Source organism: Streptomyces sp. NPDC048191 (genome assembly GCF_040652655.1).
Classification (GTDB): Bacteria; Actinomycetota; Actinomycetes; order Streptomycetales; family Streptomycetaceae; genus Streptomyces.
The window spans coordinates 1-16,365 of sequence record NZ_JBEZMO010000022.1 but is presented as its reverse complement, the minus strand read 5'-3'; the positions used below and the strand labels follow the sequence as shown (position 1 = coordinate 16,365).

The window sequence follows — 16,365 nt, the reverse complement described above, 5'->3', positions numbered from 1 at the left end:
ACGCGCTCCCCCCTCAGCCGCCGGACAGGGTCGTGTGCGGGGAGCGCCGGTAGGTGTCGCGGTACAGGGCGGCGAAGCGGCCCGGGTGGTGGAAGCCCCAGCGGGCGGCGATCTCCGTGACGGTCGAGGCGCCGTCCGGCCCCGCGGTCACCAGGTCCTGATGGGCGTGCGCGAGCCGCACCCGGCGCAGATGGGCCAGCGGGGTGGTGTCCAGGTGCCGTCGGAAGGCGTACTGCAGGGCGCGCACCGTCACATGGGCCGCCGCGGCGATGTCCGCGACCGCGATCGGCCGGTCGGCGTGGTCGTCGATGAAGGCGAGCGCACGGCGCAGCACCGCCGGATGCGCGTCGCGGCGGTCGGCCGCGGTCGGCTCGGCCAGGGCCGTGTTCGGGAACGCGGCCAGGACGCTCGCCGCCAGATGCTGTGCGGCCGTCGCGGCGACCAGCGGATGGTCGGCGGTCTCGGGGTCGGCCAGCACATGGTCGCGCACATGGCTGATCGTGTGGCTCAGCCGGCGGGCCGCGGCCGCCGAGCGCGGCCGGTGTCCGGTCAGCCGTACCGGCCGCGCGCCGTCCGGGCCCGCGGCCACCTGGGCGAGCAGCGCCGGGTCCAGCATCGTGACGGTGTAGCGGGCGTGACAGATCCGCCCCGAGTACGGCACGTCCGGCGGTGCGAACAGCATCATGTCATCCGGCCCGAAGGAGTCCTCGACGCCCTGGAAGCGGTGGTCCCGCACGGTTCCCTCGTGGACGGTGCCCAGACAGACCCGGCCGAGCGGGGTCACCGAGTAGCTCATCTCGAAGTCGAGTGCGATCTCGTCGATGCTCACCGGGGCGATGGCGCTGCGCCGGATCCGGGCCCGGCCGGCCTCGGGCGTGCTGCTGCCGATGCGCATCCTGGCGTAGGCACGGCTGAGGAAGTCCTCCGTGAGATCCAGGTCCGCGCTGTCGAAGGAGAGCGTGTCCATGTTCCGCGTCTGCCCCGGATCCCGCCGGACATGTAGGCGCTGACCAGGCGCGTTTCGTTTTCCGTACGGCTGCTCGCGGTGTCGTTCGTCTGGTGGCTGGCGCCCGCGGGGGCACGGCGTACAGGGTGAGCGGCATGATCGGACGCGACGAGCAGGCGGACCAGCTGACGGCACTCCAGGAGGAGGTGACCCAGCTGCGCCGCGCCGTGGTCTCGCACGCCGTCGTCGACCAGGCGATCGGTGTGGTCATCGCCACCGGCGGGCTGCGCCCGGAGCAGGGCTGGGAGATCCTCCGGCAGGTCTCGCAGCACACGAACGTCAAACTCCGGGACGTGGCCCGCAGCCTGGTGCTGTGGCCCTCCGGCGGCCGGCTCCCGGACGAGGTCCGCCGGGCCCTGTCCGCGGCGGTGGCCCGCGCACGGGACTCGGTGTCCACCGCGGACAGACAGGCCCTGAGCTGCTCGCCGCCCCGCTGAGGAGGGCGCGGGGTTTCGAGTGCCCGCCGGGTGCAACACGGAGAGTGCGGTCCCGTCGCGGGGAGCCGCACCCTGCGTACGTCCGCGGAGGAAGAGGAGACTCATGGACCACTCGCGCGCACCCGTACTCGAAGCCCTCCAGGAGTTCCGGCGTCGCGGAGACGTGGTGTTCGGACCGCCGGGGCACAAACAGGGCCGCGGCACCGATCCCCGGGTCGCCGACGTCCTCGGCATCGACGTCTTCCGCTCGGACGTGCTGACCCTCAACGGCCTGGACGACCGCCGGGAGTCCCAGGGCGTCCTGGAAGAGGCGCAGGAGCTGATGGCCGACGCGGTCGGCGCCGAGCACGCCTTCTTCTCGACCTGCGGCAGCTCCCTGTCCGTGAAGACCGCGATGTGCTCGGTCGCGGGCCCGGGGGAGAAGCTGCTGCTGTCCCGCAACGCGCACAAGTCGGTCATCGCGGCGGTGATCATCAACGGGGTGGAGCCGATCTGGGTCCACCCGAAGTTCGACACCGAACGGCACCTCGCCCATCCCCCGGAGCCCGACGACGTCCGCGCCCGGCTGCGCGAGCACCCCGACGCCAAGGGCATGCTCCTGATCACGCCCACCGAGTGGGGCACCTGCGCCGACGTCCGGGGCGTCGCCGACGCCTGCCACGCCTACGACGTACCGCTCATCGTGGACGAGGCCTGGGGCGCCCATCTGCCCTTCCACCCCGGCCTGCCGGCCTGGGGCATGGACGCCGACGCCGATCTCGTGGTCACCAGCGTGCACAAGATGGGCGGTGCCATCGAGCAGAGTTCGGTCTTCCACCTCCAGCACGACCGGGTGGCACCCGAGGTGCTCAAGCAGCGTGAGGACCTGCTCGGCACCACCAGCGCCTCCTGCCTGGTGTACGGCGCCCTCGACGGCTGGCGGCGGCAGATGGCCGAACACGGCCGCGAGCTGCTGGAGGCGGCCGTCCACCGGGCCGGACGCATCCGTGCGGAGCTGCGGGACATGCCGGGGCTGCGGGTCATGGGAGGCGAGGTCGTCGAGGAGGGACTGGCGGCAGAGTTCGACCCGATGAAGATCGTCATGGACGTGCGGGACCTCGGCATCAGCGGCATGCAGGCGGTCGAATGGCTGCGCACGCACCGGCACGTCGACGTGGGCGGCTCGGACAGCTGCCGGATCAGCGCCTCGATCACCCACGCGGACGACGACGAGACCGAGAAGATCCTCCTGGACGCCATGCGGTCCCTGGTGGAGAACGCCGGTTCAATCGAACGGCGGCCCGCCGTCCGGCTGCCCGAGCCCCGGGCGCTCGAACTGGAGCAGGCGGTCCTGCCGCGGGAGGCGTTCTTCGGGCCCGCCGAACAGGTGCCCGCCGAACGGGCCGTGGGCCGGATCTCCGCCGAGATGATCAGCCCCTATCCGCCCGGCGTGCCCGTCGTGGCACCCGGCGAGGTGGTCACGAAGGAGGTGCTGGACTTCCTGCGCAGCGGAGTCGAGCACGGCTTCCTCATCAGTGACGCGGCGGACCCCTCGCTGGAGAGTCTGCGGGTCACGGCCCGCCCCTGACGGCCCCACCGACCTGCGGGGCCCGGGCGCAGACCCTAGGGTGGCGGATGCGGGCAGCCGGTGCCTGCCCGGGCCAAGAAGCCGGCCCTCCTGACGAAGACATGCTCGGCAGGAAGCACTTGGCCCTGCTCGACGGTCCCCGGGTCCGGACGACACGTCCGACGGGCCTGCCGTCCCGCCAACTCGAGGGGAGACGGCCCGACTTCACCCCGACCGGAAATCTCCGCGATTCCGGTTTCGGACCCCCCGGCCCGGGGACCTCGGTACGAGGGCCGCGGCGACCTCTTTCCGATGATGTGTCCGGTCGGTCGTATGCCCTGGCGTGGCCACCGCGCGTCGGACGCCCCGCCTCGCCGGTGCCGGGCCCCACCCCCCGTGACCAGCGAAGGAATGGTAGCGATGAGCGAGCGGAACCCTCTGCAGCGTGCGGCGGACAAGGCGGCGGACGCCCTGCGGGGCGACGGCACGGGCCCGGAGGACGGCATCCCCGGCAAGCCGGGGTCCCGCACGCCGCCGGTCGCCGAGCCGACCGAACCCCATGAGCCCCTGCCGCCCAAGTCCGACCAGACCGGCCCGGACACCATGTCGCCCACCGGGCAGCCCACCGGCGCCGACCAGGCACGGATGGCCCAGGGCGGCAGCCGGCTGACCAACGCCCAGGGCACCCGGCTGTACGACACCGACCACTCGCTGAAGGCCGGACCCCGTGGCCCGGTGCTGCTGCAGGACCACCACCTGCGCGAGAAGGTCATGCACTTCGACCACGAGCGCATCCCCGAGCGCGTGGTCCACGCCCGCGGCGCCGGAGCACACGGCGTGTTCCGCAGCTACGGCACGGCGGCGGACGTGACCAGGGCGGCCTTCCTCGCCCCGGACGCCGAGACGCCCGTGTTCGTGCGCTTCTCCACGGTCCTCGGCTCCCGGGGCTCCGCCGACACCGTCCGGGACACCCGTGGGTTCGCGACGAAGTTCTACACCAGTAGGGGCGTCTTCGACCTGGTCGGCAACAACATCCCGGTCTTCTTCATCCAGGACGCGATCAAGTTCCCGGACGTCGTGCACGCCGCCAAACCGCACCCCGACCGGGAGATCCCGCAGGCGCAGAGCGCCCACGACACCTTCTGGGACTTCGTCACCCTGCACACCGAGGCCACCCACCACACCCTGTGGAACATGTCCGACCGGGGCATCCCGCGCTCGTTCCGCACCATGGAGGGCTTCGGGATCCACACCTTCCGGCTGGTCGACGCCGACGGCGGGACGACACTGGTGAAGTTCCACTGGAAGCCGAAGCTGGGCGTGCACTCCCTGGTGTGGGAGGAGGCGCAGATCGTGGGCGGCATGGACCCGGACTTCCACCGCCGCGACCTCGCCGACGCCATCGAGGCGGGCGCCTACCCCGAGTGGGAGTTCGGCATCCAGACCTTCCCCGACACCCCCGACCAGACCTTCGAGGGCATCGACCTGCTGGATCCGACGAACATCGTCCCCGAGGAACTCGCTCCCGTGCAGCCCGTCGGGCTGCTCACCCTCAACCGCAACCCGTCCAACTTCTTCGCCGAGACCGAGCAGGTCGCCTTCCACCCCGGCCACCTCGTCCCCGGCATCGACATCACCGACGACCCGCTCCTGGCCGGCCGTCTCTTCTCGTACCTGGACACCCAGATCACCCGGCTGGGCGGCCCCAACTTCGCGCAGATCCCGGTCAACCGGCCGCACGCGCCCGTCAACGACATGCTGCGCGACGGCATGCACCAGACGGCCGTGCACCAGGGTGTGGCCCCCTACCGCCCCAACTCCCTCGACGGCGGTTGCCCGTTCACGGCCGGCGCCGACGCGGGCGCGTTCGTCGAGACACCGGTACGGGTGCCGGAGGCCACGAAGGTCCGCGAGGCGCCGGCGTCGTTCGACGACCACTTCAGCCAGCCGCGCCGGTTCTGGCTCAGCATGAGCCCGGTGGAGCGCGAGCACATCATCGGTGCCTACTCCTTCGAACTCGGCAAGTGCTACGAACAGGCCATCAAGGAACGGGCGTTGCAGGTGCTGGCCAACATCGACCCGGACCTGTGCGCGGGCGTCGCCGCCGGCCTCGGCCTGCCCGCCCCCGATCCCACCGTGCCGCTCGCCGACGTCGCGCCCAGCCCCGCCCTGTCCCAGGTCGGGCACACCTGGCCCACCGACGGCCGGATCATCGGCATCATCACCGGGCCCGACGGCGACCTGGACGGCGTACGGGCCGTACGCCAGGAAGTACTGGACGGCGGCATGGTCCCGCTCGTCGTCGCACCGGCGGGCGGCACCCTCGGCTCCGGCCCGGACGCCCCGGCCGTCCAGCGGACCTACGCGACGGCGCGGTCCGTGGAGTTCGACGCGCTGCTGGTGGCCGGCACCCCCGGGGTCGGCGCCGACGCCCACGGCGCCCGCGACGCCAAGGCGGGCCTGCCCGGCGAGAGCAACGGCACCCTCGACCCGAGGGTGGGGCTGCTGCTGGCCGAGGCCTACCGGCACGGCAAGGCCATCGGCGCCGCCAAGGGCGGGGAAAGCGCGCTGGAGGCGGCCGGCATCGCCCTCGACGCGCCCGGTGTGATCGCCGGGGACGGCGCCACGACCGTCCTGCAGGAGCTCACCCAACTCCTCGGTGCCCACCGGGTGTGGGACCGCTTCCCGTCCACCACCTGACGGGCCCGCGCCCAAGCGGGCGGCGTGACCGTACCGGTACGCCGGCCCCCGGACGCGGGGGCCGGCGCACGGCTGTTCCGCCGGGGCACCGGCTAGCCGCGACGGCGGAACAGGGCCGTCCAGAGGAACTCCTCGCCGAACAGCGCGGAGTCCGCCGGTTGCTGCCGCATGGCGCGCAGTTCGACCTCCTCCAGCCCGGCGAAGATCCGGCGCAGTGACTGGGGTGTGTAGGCGAGGCCGCCGTGCAGGCCGGGCTCACGGTAGAAGGCCGCGTCGGGGAGTTCGGAACCCATCCGGCCCGCGGCGAAGCAGGTGAGCGCGAAGTACCCGCCGGGCGCCAGCACGCGCTCCAGCAGCGCGAGATGGCTGACGCGGCGGTGCGGTGGCAGGTGGTGGAAGCAGCCCGAGTCGTAGACCAGGTCGTACGGGCCGCTCAGCCGGCCCGCGTCCGACGAGGTCAGGGCGAACGCGTCACCGCAGTGGAACCGTACGGCGCCGCTCGCCCGCGCGGCACCTGCCTCCCGCGCGCGCTCCTCGGCCCAGGCGAGCGCGGCGGGAGAGAGATCGACGGCGTCCACCTCGAAACCCCGCGCGGCGAGATGCAGCGCGTTGCGCCCGGGACCGCAGCCCAGGTCGAGGGCCCGTCCCGGCGCGATCAGGCCGCGGTCCAGGTAGGACACCAGGTTCTCGTCCGGCTTCGCGGCGAAGAACGGCACCGGTCGGTCCCGGTCCCCGTAGAAGCCGTCCCACCACGCGGCCCCACCCTCGCTCCAGCGGTCGGCCTCCGGCGCGAACAGCCCGTCCAGGAGTCGCAGTACGTCCTCGACCGTGCGGATGTCCCGGTCCATCCGGCCCCCCTTCCCCGATGCACAGAACCTAGGGGCGGGGCCGACGGGACGCCAGGTCGCCCTGCGGGGCCGGAGGGCCCGGGCGAGCCTCTGAGAGGCCGGCGCGGGGGAGGCGCCGCTCTCCCCTCGACGTCGGCCGACAGGCCCTCCGGCACCCTGCGGCGCGCCGGCACACGGCCTTCCACGGCCGGGCCGGGGCCACTTTCCGCGCCCGCTCGCCCGGGGCGTCCGCGCAAGGCCGGGGACCGGCTCAGTCCCGCGCCGCCGCCGGGGCCTCAGCAGCTACCTGGGCCGCTTCCGGCTGCGCGGCCGGGCGGCGGCGCCGGCGCAGCAGCAGGCGTCTCGCCGGGCGCTCCACCACCTCGTACAGGATCCAGGACAACCCCAGCGACACCGCGAACGCGGTCGTGGTGACAGCGACTCCCGCCATCAGCCCGAAGTGCGGTTTCGTGCCGAGGAGTTGGGTGGCGGACCGGAGCACCAGCAGATGGATCATGTAGAAGGCGAACGACAGCTCGCCGAGCCGCACCAGCCGTCGGCGCCGCCACAGCGAGGGCAGCCCCTGGACGTCCGCGACAGCCGCGGCCGGGATGAGCAGTGTGAAACCGGCGATGGTGCACACGGTGGCGGAGTAGCCCGGCGTGACCTGCGGCACGAGGAAGTAGCCGATGATCGCCAGGGCGAGCGACGCCTCGAGACCGGGACCGCGCCACCGGCCGAGCAGCACCAGCCGCGCGGTGACCGCGCCGAGGACGAACTCGGGCATCCGTGCCGCCGGGAACGAGTACAGCGCGTACGTCCACCAGTGGTGCGCGTCCGCCCAGGCCAGCACGACGACGGCCGCGACCGACACGGCGCCCAGCGCGACCGAGCCGCGCGCGCCGAGCCGGCGCAGCAGCAGGATCAGCAGCGGGAAGGCGGCGTAGAAGAACGCCTCGCAGGCGAGGGACCAGCTGACCGGGTTCAGCGTCTGCCACCAGGGGCGCCACCAGGAGTGCAGCAACAGCACGTTGGACATGGCCTGTTTCGCCGTCGGCCGCGACTGGTGCTCCAGCGTGTAGGCCATGACCAGGGCGAGGGCCAGCGTGACCAGGTGCACCGGGTAGATCCGCGCGATGCGCCGTCTCCAGAACGCGAGCGCGCGGTCGCGGGGCCGCGCCGACCAGGTCAGGACGAATCCGGACAGTACGAAGAAGAACGACACTCCGGTGGCACCGGCACCGAATCCCCAGTACACGAGGCGGCCGCCGGTGCCCGAGAAGTAGCCGAAGTTGTTCACGTGCAGTCCGAACACCAGCAGTGCCGCCATCCACCGCAGTCCCGTGAGGGACGGCAGCGAGGGCATGGCGGCGGCTGGGGAGTCCCGGGCGGTCGCATCGCCGGAACGGGTGGGCGGCGTCGTCCGGAGCGCCCGGGTCGTCGCCGTGGTCATCGAATCACCTGCCGCAGAGGGTTGGCGTGGGGCATGAAGGGGTACCTTGCCCGTTCACCCCCGGTCAATCACGTCACATGGCAAACATCACACTCGCTGCCGAACGACAGACTCCTCCGTATGCCACGACGGCCGGACCGGGTGCACCCGCACGAGTGACGCCCCACGCACCTCCTTGATCAGCCCGCGGCCAGGTCCTTGGTGATCCGCTCCAGCATGAACGCCGAGGACTCCCAGGCCGTGGCCACGCCGTCGAACTTCACGCTCGGGCCGGCCGTTGAACTCCGGGTTCATCAGCGGGCATTCGAGGTCCGCGGTGATCTCGTCATCCGCTTCCGGGAGCGGACGGCCGCCTGCCGCTCGGTCTCGTCCGACGAGGACCACTTGTACAGCGGGAGCACGGAGAACCCCGTACTGGAGCCGGGAGAGGCGGAGTTGGACCCGAAACTGGTCGTGCGGGGCACGAGCGGCCCGCCGCCGGGCTGAAACCGGTGCGCTGACCGGTCAAGCGGCTTGTGCGGCAAGGGCCTTGAGGAGTTGGTCGCGTGTCATCCGGGACCGCCCCGGCACACCCGCGGTGCTCGCGAGTTTCTGCAGTTCCGTCTTCGACAGGGACGCAAGGTCCTCGGTCTCCTTCCGGCCTGCGGACTTCTTCTCGCCGGCGGCCGGTTTCCGGCCGGCACCCTTGCCGCCCCGGGACCGGCTCTGCTCGACGCTCCGGCTGAGCGCCTCCATGAGGTCGATGACGTTCGTCGCCTCCGGCGGCTCCGGCTCGCCCACGACCTCCTCGCCCTTCTGCTTCGCGGCGACGAGCTTCTTGACCCGTTCCTCGTAGGTGTCGTGGTACTCGCCGGGGTCCCAGTCGATGGTGAGGGCGTCGATCAGCTGCTCGGCGGTCCGCAGCTCCTTGCTGTCCTTCCTGCTGCGCCGTTCCGGCAGCCCGGGCACCACGTCGGCGGGGTCGCGCACCTCGTCGGCCCAGTGCAGGGTGTGCAGCACGAGGACGCCGGGCTGTGCGCGCAACGCGGTCAGGTACTCCTTGCCGCGCATGGTGAGCGTGGCGATCCCCGCCTTGTCCGAGCGGTCCAGCGCCGCCAGCATCAGCTCGTACACCTTCACGTACTCCTTGCCGCGCGGGCCGACGTAGTACGTGCGGTCGAAGTAGACGGGCTCGACCTCGTGCAGATCGACGAATCCGGCCAGGTCGATCGCCTTGGACCGCCCGGGAGCGATCTCCTCCAGCTCCTCCGGCTCCACGACCACGTACTCGCCCTCGTCGACCTCGTAGCCCTTGACGATCCGGTCGGTGGCGACCTCCTTGCCGGTGCGCTCGTTGACGCGCTTGTTGCGGATCCGGTCCGAGGTGCCGCGCTGGAGCTGGTGGAAGTGCACCGTGTGGTCCTCCGTGGCGGTGTACAGCCCCACGGGCAGGCTGACCAGCCCGAAGGTCAGGACTCCGGTCCAGATCGGTCTCGCCATGACTCCTCGCCTCCAGTTCCCGGGTCATGCGACGGTCGTCCACCTCCCGTGTCCCCCTCCCGGCACCGATGTCCCACCAGCCCCCTGACGCCGTCGGCGTCACCGGCTGCCCCAGGCTGGAACCGGCCATCGAGAGGCCGCCCCGCTGCCTCACGGGACGCCCGCAGGCGGCCCCGCGGTGCGCCGCTGCTCACTCGCCTGCGCGAGCCCGTCACGCATCGCGCGATCCCGCACCGGCCGCCAGCCGCTCGACCCGCGCCATGGCCTCCTCGGCCCGGCGCCGGGCCTCCCGGACGGCACGGCCGGACTGCCGGGCCCGGTCCCGTGCCTCCTTTTCGCCGGCCCGCGCCTGCCGCTGCTCCTCCTCCGCGTGCCGCAGCGCCGCCCGCAGCTCGCCCACGTGCTCCTCCGCCGCGGCCACCCGGTCGCGGGCCTCCTCGGCCTCCCGTCCGGCGGCCTCGGCCCCGGCCTCGCGGTCGCGCAGGTCACGCTCGGCGTCGCGGACGGCTCGACGGGCCTCGTTCAGACGGCGCCGGCGCGCGAGTTCGTCCCCGCGCTCCTCGTCCCGGCGGTGCTTTCGTTCCGCCGCGCGGGTGCCGGACCCCTCGCCCCCGGCGCGCTTCTTGGCCCTGGTCGCCGTCGCCGCGGCGGGACGGCGCCCGAGAAGGCCCTCGTCGGCCTCCGGAAACCCGAACGTGGAGCTGAGCGGCTTCACGAGACGTCCCGCCGCCCAGGCGCGAGCGGCTTCCGGGTCGGCGAGAACGGCGTGCAGCGTCTCCTCGACCTCGCGCTGGACCCCCTCGCCCACCGGATGCCCGGCCTCCGCCGCCAGCCGCCGGGACTGCCGCCCGAGCGCGCCGATCACCTCGCTCTGCCGGCGCGCGAGCCTGCGCAGCTGCGGACCGTCCAGTTCGCGATGGGCCCGGCGCAGCTCGTCGCCCAGTTCCAGCAGCGGCTCGACCTCCTCGCGCCGCCGGCGGACGAGCAGATTGCCGGCCCAGGCGGCCAGGCTCGGCCGGCGCAACGCGCCGATCTCCTTGGCGAGGGCATGCTCACCGGCCTCGCGGGCCTCCAGGGCGCGGCGGTCGCGGGCGGCGACGAACTCCTCCGGCCGCAGGGCGTACAGCTCGTCGGCGACGGCGTCCAGGTCCACCAGCGTCCCTCTCGACGGCCACCTCGGTGACGGACTTCGAGTTTCTCACCCCGCCGAGTCCATGTGCCCGATCCGGCCGCTCATCCGGGTGGGGTGGCGGCCACGGCGGCAGCGACTTTCGGCGCCGGATCCCCATCCTTCGGCCCCGCGGCGTAGACCGTCGGCGGACGGCGCGGGCGCGACCGCGACCGGCAGGGTGACCGTATGCAGAGGACCAAGGGGATCAAGCGCGCACAGTTCCTGGCCGGCCTCGCCTCCGCGGGGCTTGCCGCGGCCGTGCTGCCGTCGGGTCCGGCCCGCGCCGCGCAGGGCGGTCCGGGACGGACTCGCGCCGCACAGGGGGGACTGCGCCACCACGGGGTCGTGTACACCGTGGGCGAGGGAGAGACGCCGGGTACGGCCTTCAGCACGGCCCGGATGCGGGAGGACATCCGCGTCATCCGCGACGAGTTGTGCGCCGACACCGTCGACGTGACGGGTGACGGGGTGGAACGCCTCACGGCCACCGCCGCCGAGGCGGCCGAGCGGGGGCTGCGCGTCTGGCTGCAGCCGACCCTCGGCGACGTCCCGGAGCGGGACATCCTGGACCACCTCGCCGAGACCGGCCGGTTCGCGGAGCGGCTGCGCCGGCACGGGGCGGCCGTGGACCTCAGTGTGGGCTGCGAGTTCTGGTTGTTCGTGCCCGGGATCGTCCCCGGCGACACCGTCTTCGAGCGCATCCGGAACCTGCTCGACGGCACCGTGGACCCGGTCGCGATGCAACGCCGACTGGACCGTTTCACGGCGAAGGCGGCCGCGGTCGGCCGGTCCGTCTTCCACGGCCGGCTGAGCTACGCAGCCGCCCAGGACGACGAGGTCGACTGGCGCCTCTTCGACATCGTCGGAATCGACTACTACTCGTACTTCCCCCACAAGGCCGACTACGTACGGGAGTTGAGCCGCTATGGGCGCTGGGGCAAGCCACTTGCCATCACCGAGTTCGGCACCTGCGCGTACGTCGGGGCGCCCGAGACCGCCGGCATGGGCTGGGACGTCGTCGACCGCGACAAGCAGCCCCCGGAGATCAAGGGCCACCTGGTCCGCAGTGAGCGCACCCAGGCGGCGTACCTCGTGCAACTGCTCGACGTCTTCTCCTCGATGGACCTGTACGCTGCCATGGCCTTCGAGTTCGTGACCCCCGACGCCCCGCACCGTCCGGGCGACCCGCGCCACGACCTCGACATGGCGAGCTACGCCATCACCAAGCCCGTCCAGGACCGTCCGGACGACCCCGCCTCCGGCTGGCACTGGGAACCCAAGCAGGCCTTCCACGCCCTGGCGCGTCGCTACCACGCCGCCCGCACCCGCCCCCGGCGCGCCTGCTGACCTGCCCGCGGCCCGCCCCGCTATGGTCCGCCGGGCTGAGTCGGCCGGCCGTGGCGTTTCTCCTCTCTCGGCCTCGGCCGGCAAGACGCCGAGGCCGACCGCGTCCGGGACGCGCCGGGCAGCCGTGGGCGACCGACGCCGCGGGCCCGGGCACCGGCCGGAGCTGCGGTGAGGCACGCACACCCGCCGGCTCACCCGTTCGGAGGACCGTCCGGCTTGCCGCGCCGTCGTCGCCGGGCCGGGAACCCATGATGCGGGCATGCCCCCGCCCCCCGCCCCGGCCGACCCAAGCCCCGTCCCGCCACCGCCGACCGGACCGGCCACCGTACCGCCCGCACCAGGCCCGCACCCGACACGCGGCCCGCACCCGGCACCCGGCCCGCACCCGGCACCCGGCCCGCACCCGCCACACCGCACCCGGCCGCGTCCGCCGCACCGGACGCGGCCGGGCGAAGGCAAACGTGAACGCAAACTCCTGGGCGGGCGCCGGGGCCGGCCCGGAGGTGGACGGCGGGTGACGACACGCGGCCAAAATTGCATCGTTCGTTTTCTTGAACCGCTCGTGTTTATGAGGGTAGGTTCGCCCTCATGACCGCCTCCCCGACCCCGAGCACCGCCGAGGAGCTCCGCGGTGCCGGCCTGCGCGTGACGGCAGCCCGCGTCGCGCTGCTGGAGACCGTCCGGGCGGGCGACCACCTCGGCGTCGAGGCGATCGCCTCCGGGGTGCGCCACCGCGTGGGCCACATTTCCGTGCAAGCCGTCTACGAGGCCCTCCACGCCCTCACCGCGGCGGGTCTCGTCCGCCGTATCGAGCCGGCCGGTCACCCGGCCCGGTACGAGGGACGCGTGGGTGACAACCACCACCACATCGTGTGCCGGTCGTGCGGTGCCGTCGCCGACGTCGACTGCGCCGTCGGCGACGCGCCCTGCCTGACCGCCTCCGACGACCGCGGCTTCGCCATCGACGAGGCCGAGGTCGTGTACTGGGGCACCTGCCCCGACTGTTCCACCGGCCGCAGTTCCTGAGCACCGAGTTCCGCACAGTTCGGAAGGATTGCCATGACCGAGAACCACGACGCGATCGTCACGGACGCGAAGGCGGACGGGGCGAGCGGTGGCTGCCCCGTCGCGCATGACCGGGCACTGCACCCCACCCAGGGCGGCGGCAACCGCCAGTGGTGGCCGGAGCGGCTCAACCTGAGGATCCTTGCCAAGAACCCGCCCGTGACGAACCCGCTGGGTGAGGAGTTCGACTACGCCGAGGCGTTCGAGAGCCTCGACCTCGCCGCCGTGAAGCAGGACATCGCCGAGGTGCTCACCACCTCCCAGGACTGGTGGCCCGCCGACTTCGGCAACTACGGCCCGCTGATGATCCGGATGGCCTGGCACAGCGCCGGTACCTACCGCATCAGCGACGGCCGCGGCGGCGCCGGCGCCGGCCAGCAGCGCTTCGCCCCGCTGAACAGCTGGCCGGACAACGTCAACCTGGACAAGGCCCGCCGCCTGCTGTGGCCGGTGAAGAAGAAGTACGGCCAGAAGATCTCGTGGGCCGACCTGATGATCCTCGCCGGCAACGTGGCGCTGGAGTCCATGGGCTTCGACACCTTCGGCTTCGGCGGTGGCCGCGAGGACGTCTGGGAGGCGGAGGAGGACGTCTACTGGGGTCCCGAGACCACCTGGCTGGACGACAAGCGCTACACCGGCGACCGCGAGCTCGAGAACCCGCTCGGCGCCGTCCAGATGGGCCTGATCTACGTCAACCCCGAGGGCCCCAACGGCAACCCGGACCCGCTGGCCGCAGCCCGCGACATCCGCGAGACGTTCCGCCGCATGGCGATGAACGACGAGGAGACCGTCGCCCTGATCGCCGGTGGTCACACCTTCGGCAAGACCCACGGCGCCGGTCCCGCCGACGCGGTCGGCCTTGACCCCGAGGCGGCCGGCTTCGAGGAGCAGGGCCTCGGCTGGAGGAGCACCTTCGGCACCGGCAAGGGCGCGGACGCCATCGGCTCCGGCCTCGAGGTCACCTGGACCAACACGCCCACCCAGTGGAGCAACAATTTCTTCCGGATCCTGTTCGAATACGAGTGGGAGCTGACCGAGTCCCCGGCGGGCGCCAAGCAGTGGAAGCCGAAGGACGGCGCCGGTGAGGGCACCGTGCCCGCGGCCCACGACCCGTCGAAGAAGATCGCGCCGGGCATGCTCACCACCGACCTGTCGCTGCGCTTCGACCCGATCTACGGGCCGATCTCCCGCCGGTTCTACGAGAACCCCGAGGAGTTCGCGGACGCCTTCGCCCGCGCCTGGTACAAGCTCACCCACCGTGACATGGGCCCGAAGGCGCTGTACCTCGGCCCGGAGGTCCCGCAGGAGACGCTGATCTGGCAGGACCCGCTGCCGGAGCGCGAGGGCGAGCTGATCGACGACGCCGACATCGCGTCCCTGAAGACCAAGCTGCTCGACTCGGGCCTGTCCGTCTCCCAGCTGGTCACCACGGCGTGGGCGTCCGCCTCGACCTTCCGCGCCACCGACAAGCGCGGCGGCGCCAACGGCGCCCGTATCCGGCTCGCCCCGCAGAGCGGCTGGGAGGTCAACGAGCCCGACGAGCTGGCCCAGGTGCTGCGCGTCCTCGAAGGCGTCCAGCGGGACTTCAACGCCTCCTCCGGCGCCAAGCAGGTCTCCCTGGCCGACCTCATCGTCCTCGGCGGTGTCGCCGCGGTCGAGAAGGCCGCCAAGGAGGGCGGCTTCCAGGTGCAGGTGCCGTTCACGCCGGGCCGGGTGGACGCCACCGAGGAGCACACCGACGCCGAGTCCTTCGAGGCGCTGGAGCCGACCGCGGACGGCTTCCGCAACTACCTCGGCAAGGGCAACCGCCTCCCGGCGGAGTTCCTGCTCGTCGACAGGGCGAACCTGCTGGACCTGAGCGCCCCCGAGATGACGGTGCTCGTCGGTGGTCTGCGCGTCCTCGGCGCCAACCACCAGCAGTCGCAGCTCGGTGTCCTCACCAAGACGCCCGGCGTCCTCACCAACGACTTCTTCGTCAACCTGCTCGACATGAGCACGACGTGGAAGTCGACCTCCGAGGACCAGACCACGTTCGAGGGCCGTGACGCCGTCACGGGCGAGCTGAAGTGGGCCGGCAGCCGTGCCGACCTGGTCTTCGGCTCCAACTCCGAGCTGCGCGCCCTCGCCGAGGTCTACGCGAGTGACGACGCCAAGGAGAAGTTCGTGAAGGACTTCGTCGCCGCGTGGGACAAGGTCATGAACGCGGACCGGTTCGACCTGGCCTGAGCCCGGTCCGGGCACGGCTTCGAGGGCGTCCGGCCCGACCTGCGCGGTCGGGCCGGACGCCCTCGTCGTCCGCCGAGCCCGGGCCGCCCGTCACCGAACGGTCACAGAAGATCCACAACGGTCACAGGCGATCCACAGCGGAAACCCGGGGTCTCCCGTCGCTGTCTCCCCCGGTGAGCATCGGCACGAGCCGGTCCGACCACGCACACCGAACATCGGGGGACGTCATGCACCAGCGCACCACCATCCGCCTCGCCGCTTCGGCGACGGCCGTCATCGCCGCGGCACTGTCGCTGACCGCCTGCGGCCCGGACGACGGCGACGGGGCGGCGAAGACGTCCTCCCCGGCCCCGGTCTCCTCCGCCCCCTCCAACACCGCCGCCGGCGCCGCGAGTTCCACCCCCACCTCCCCGCCGGCCTCCGGGCCCGCCGGTGCCGGCGCGTCGATCGCCTCGCACGCCCCGGTCTCTCCCGCGTCCGGCACCTCGGCCGGCGCGACGCCGGCGTGCTCGGTGTCGGCCGTGGCGGCGACCGCCCGCCAGGCGGCCGACCGTCCCGACGGCACCGGTACGGGCGCCGCGGTCGTCGAGTTCACCAACGCCTCCGGGCACGCGTGCGTCCTGCGCGGGCATCCGACGGTGGCGGGCGCCGGCAACGGTTCCCCGGAGCACAACCGCCCGCTGAAGGTGACCCCCACCGGCCTCGCGTCACCGGTACGCCTCGCGCCGGGCGGCAAGGCATGGCTGAAGCTGACGTTCCACCAAGTCCAGGGCGAGGGCGACGGCTACTGCGCGTCCGGCGCGAAGCCCGCCGTCTTCCCGACGCTCGTGGTCGGACTGCCCGGCGCGGGGGCGCACCAGGTCGCGCTTTCGGACGGGGAGTTCGCCGAGTGCGACAACACCGTCACCGCGACGGCGGTTTCGGCGGTGAAGCCTTCCTGACCGGCATGTGATCAGCGGGCGGCCCCCGGGTCAGGACGGCGTCCGGGGACGCCCGCCCCACGCGTGCGGTCCCCTGACCGGCGACGCGGTCCCCCGCGTCCTCGGCGTCCCGGCGCCCGGCCGGATGGCGCCGGGGCGGGAGGCCCGCCGGCCGGCCGCGGGCCGCG

Annotated in this window: 12 protein-coding genes and 1 pseudogene; 7 read left to right on the top strand and 6 right to left on the bottom strand. The window is 72.9% G+C overall.

The features are described 5' to 3' along the window. Nucleotides 1-13 precede the first annotated feature (13 nt). Complete coding sequence (locus tag AB0D93_RS29310; RefSeq protein WP_362125427.1) at nt 14-967, bottom strand: helix-turn-helix domain-containing protein; 954 nt, start codon at nt 965-967, stop codon at nt 14-16. Between the two features lie 134 nt (nt 968-1,101). Here AB0D93_RS29310 and AB0D93_RS29305 point away from each other — a divergent pair, with 134 nt between their 5' ends. The 3 genes from AB0D93_RS29305 to AB0D93_RS29295 all read left to right on the top strand — a co-directional run bounded on the left by AB0D93_RS29305 (nt 1,102) and on the right by AB0D93_RS29295 (nt 5,689). Then, nucleotides 1,102-1,443, top strand: coding sequence for an ANTAR domain-containing protein (locus AB0D93_RS29305; protein ID WP_362125425.1), 342 nt, complete (start codon nt 1,102-1,104; stop codon nt 1,441-1,443). Nucleotides 1,444-1,546: 103 nt separating this feature from the next. Beyond that, nucleotides 1,547-3,010, top strand: coding sequence for an ornithine decarboxylase (locus tag AB0D93_RS29300; protein ID WP_362125422.1), 1,464 nt, complete (start codon nt 1,547-1,549; stop codon nt 3,008-3,010). Nucleotides 3,011-3,409: 399 nt separating this feature from the next. Then, entirely contained in the window at nt 3,410-5,689 is a 2,280-nt protein-coding gene (locus tag AB0D93_RS29295; RefSeq protein WP_362125419.1) for a catalase, read from the top strand. 92 nt (nt 5,690-5,781) lie between these two features. Here AB0D93_RS29295 and AB0D93_RS29290 read toward each other — a convergent pair whose 3' ends face one another. The 5 genes and pseudogenes from AB0D93_RS29290 to AB0D93_RS29270 form a co-directional block, all read right to left on the bottom strand. Beyond that, nucleotides 5,782-6,537: a methyltransferase domain-containing protein gene (locus AB0D93_RS29290; RefSeq protein WP_362125416.1), complete on the bottom strand. Its 756-nt coding sequence runs from the start codon at nt 6,535-6,537 to the stop codon at nt 5,782-5,784. A gap of 250 nt (nt 6,538-6,787) precedes the next feature. Next, nucleotides 6,788-7,969 carry an acyltransferase gene (locus tag AB0D93_RS29285; RefSeq protein WP_362125413.1) on the bottom strand — a complete coding sequence of 394 codons (1,182 nt, stop codon included), beginning with the start codon at nt 7,967-7,969 and terminating at the stop codon, nt 6,788-6,790. 261 nt (nt 7,970-8,230) lie between these two features. Further along, nucleotides 8,231-8,373, bottom strand: a pseudogene (locus tag AB0D93_RS29280) (sugar phosphate isomerase/epimerase); the annotation flags it as partial. Nucleotides 8,374-8,473: 100 nt separating this feature from the next. Next, a complete protein-coding gene (locus tag AB0D93_RS29275) occupies nt 8,474-9,448 on the bottom strand; it encodes a Ku protein (RefSeq protein ID WP_362125410.1) in 975 nt (324 codons plus the stop codon). Nucleotides 9,449-9,659: 211 nt separating this feature from the next. Further along, on the bottom strand, nt 9,660-10,601 hold the full coding sequence (locus AB0D93_RS29270) for a hypothetical protein (protein WP_362125407.1): 942 nt from the start codon (nt 10,599-10,601) through the stop codon (nt 9,660-9,662). A 204-nt stretch (nt 10,602-10,805) separates the two neighbouring features. Between AB0D93_RS29270 and AB0D93_RS29265 the strand changes: the two genes are divergently transcribed. The 4 genes from AB0D93_RS29265 to AB0D93_RS29250 all read left to right on the top strand — a co-directional run bounded on the left by AB0D93_RS29265 (nt 10,806) and on the right by AB0D93_RS29250 (nt 16,198). Next, nucleotides 10,806-11,966 (top strand): abortive phage infection protein, encoded by a 1,161-nt coding sequence (locus AB0D93_RS29265; protein ID WP_362125404.1) that lies wholly within the window; start codon nt 10,806-10,808, stop codon nt 11,964-11,966. A gap of 588 nt (nt 11,967-12,554) precedes the next feature. Then, the gene (locus AB0D93_RS29260; RefSeq protein WP_362125401.1) at nt 12,555-12,992 is read left to right on the top strand and encodes a Fur family transcriptional regulator; all 438 of its coding nucleotides are present in this window, start codon (nt 12,555-12,557) and stop codon (nt 12,990-12,992) included. Nucleotides 12,993-13,025: 33 nt separating this feature from the next. Next, a complete protein-coding gene (gene katG, locus AB0D93_RS29255) occupies nt 13,026-15,257 on the top strand; it encodes a catalase/peroxidase HPI (protein ID WP_362125398.1) in 2,232 nt (743 codons plus the stop codon). 227 nt (nt 15,258-15,484) lie between these two features. Beyond that, on the top strand, nt 15,485-16,198 hold the full coding sequence (locus AB0D93_RS29250; RefSeq protein ID WP_362125396.1) for a DUF4232 domain-containing protein: 714 nt from the start codon (nt 15,485-15,487) through the stop codon (nt 16,196-16,198). The last annotated feature ends 167 nt before the right edge of the window (nt 16,199-16,365 follow it).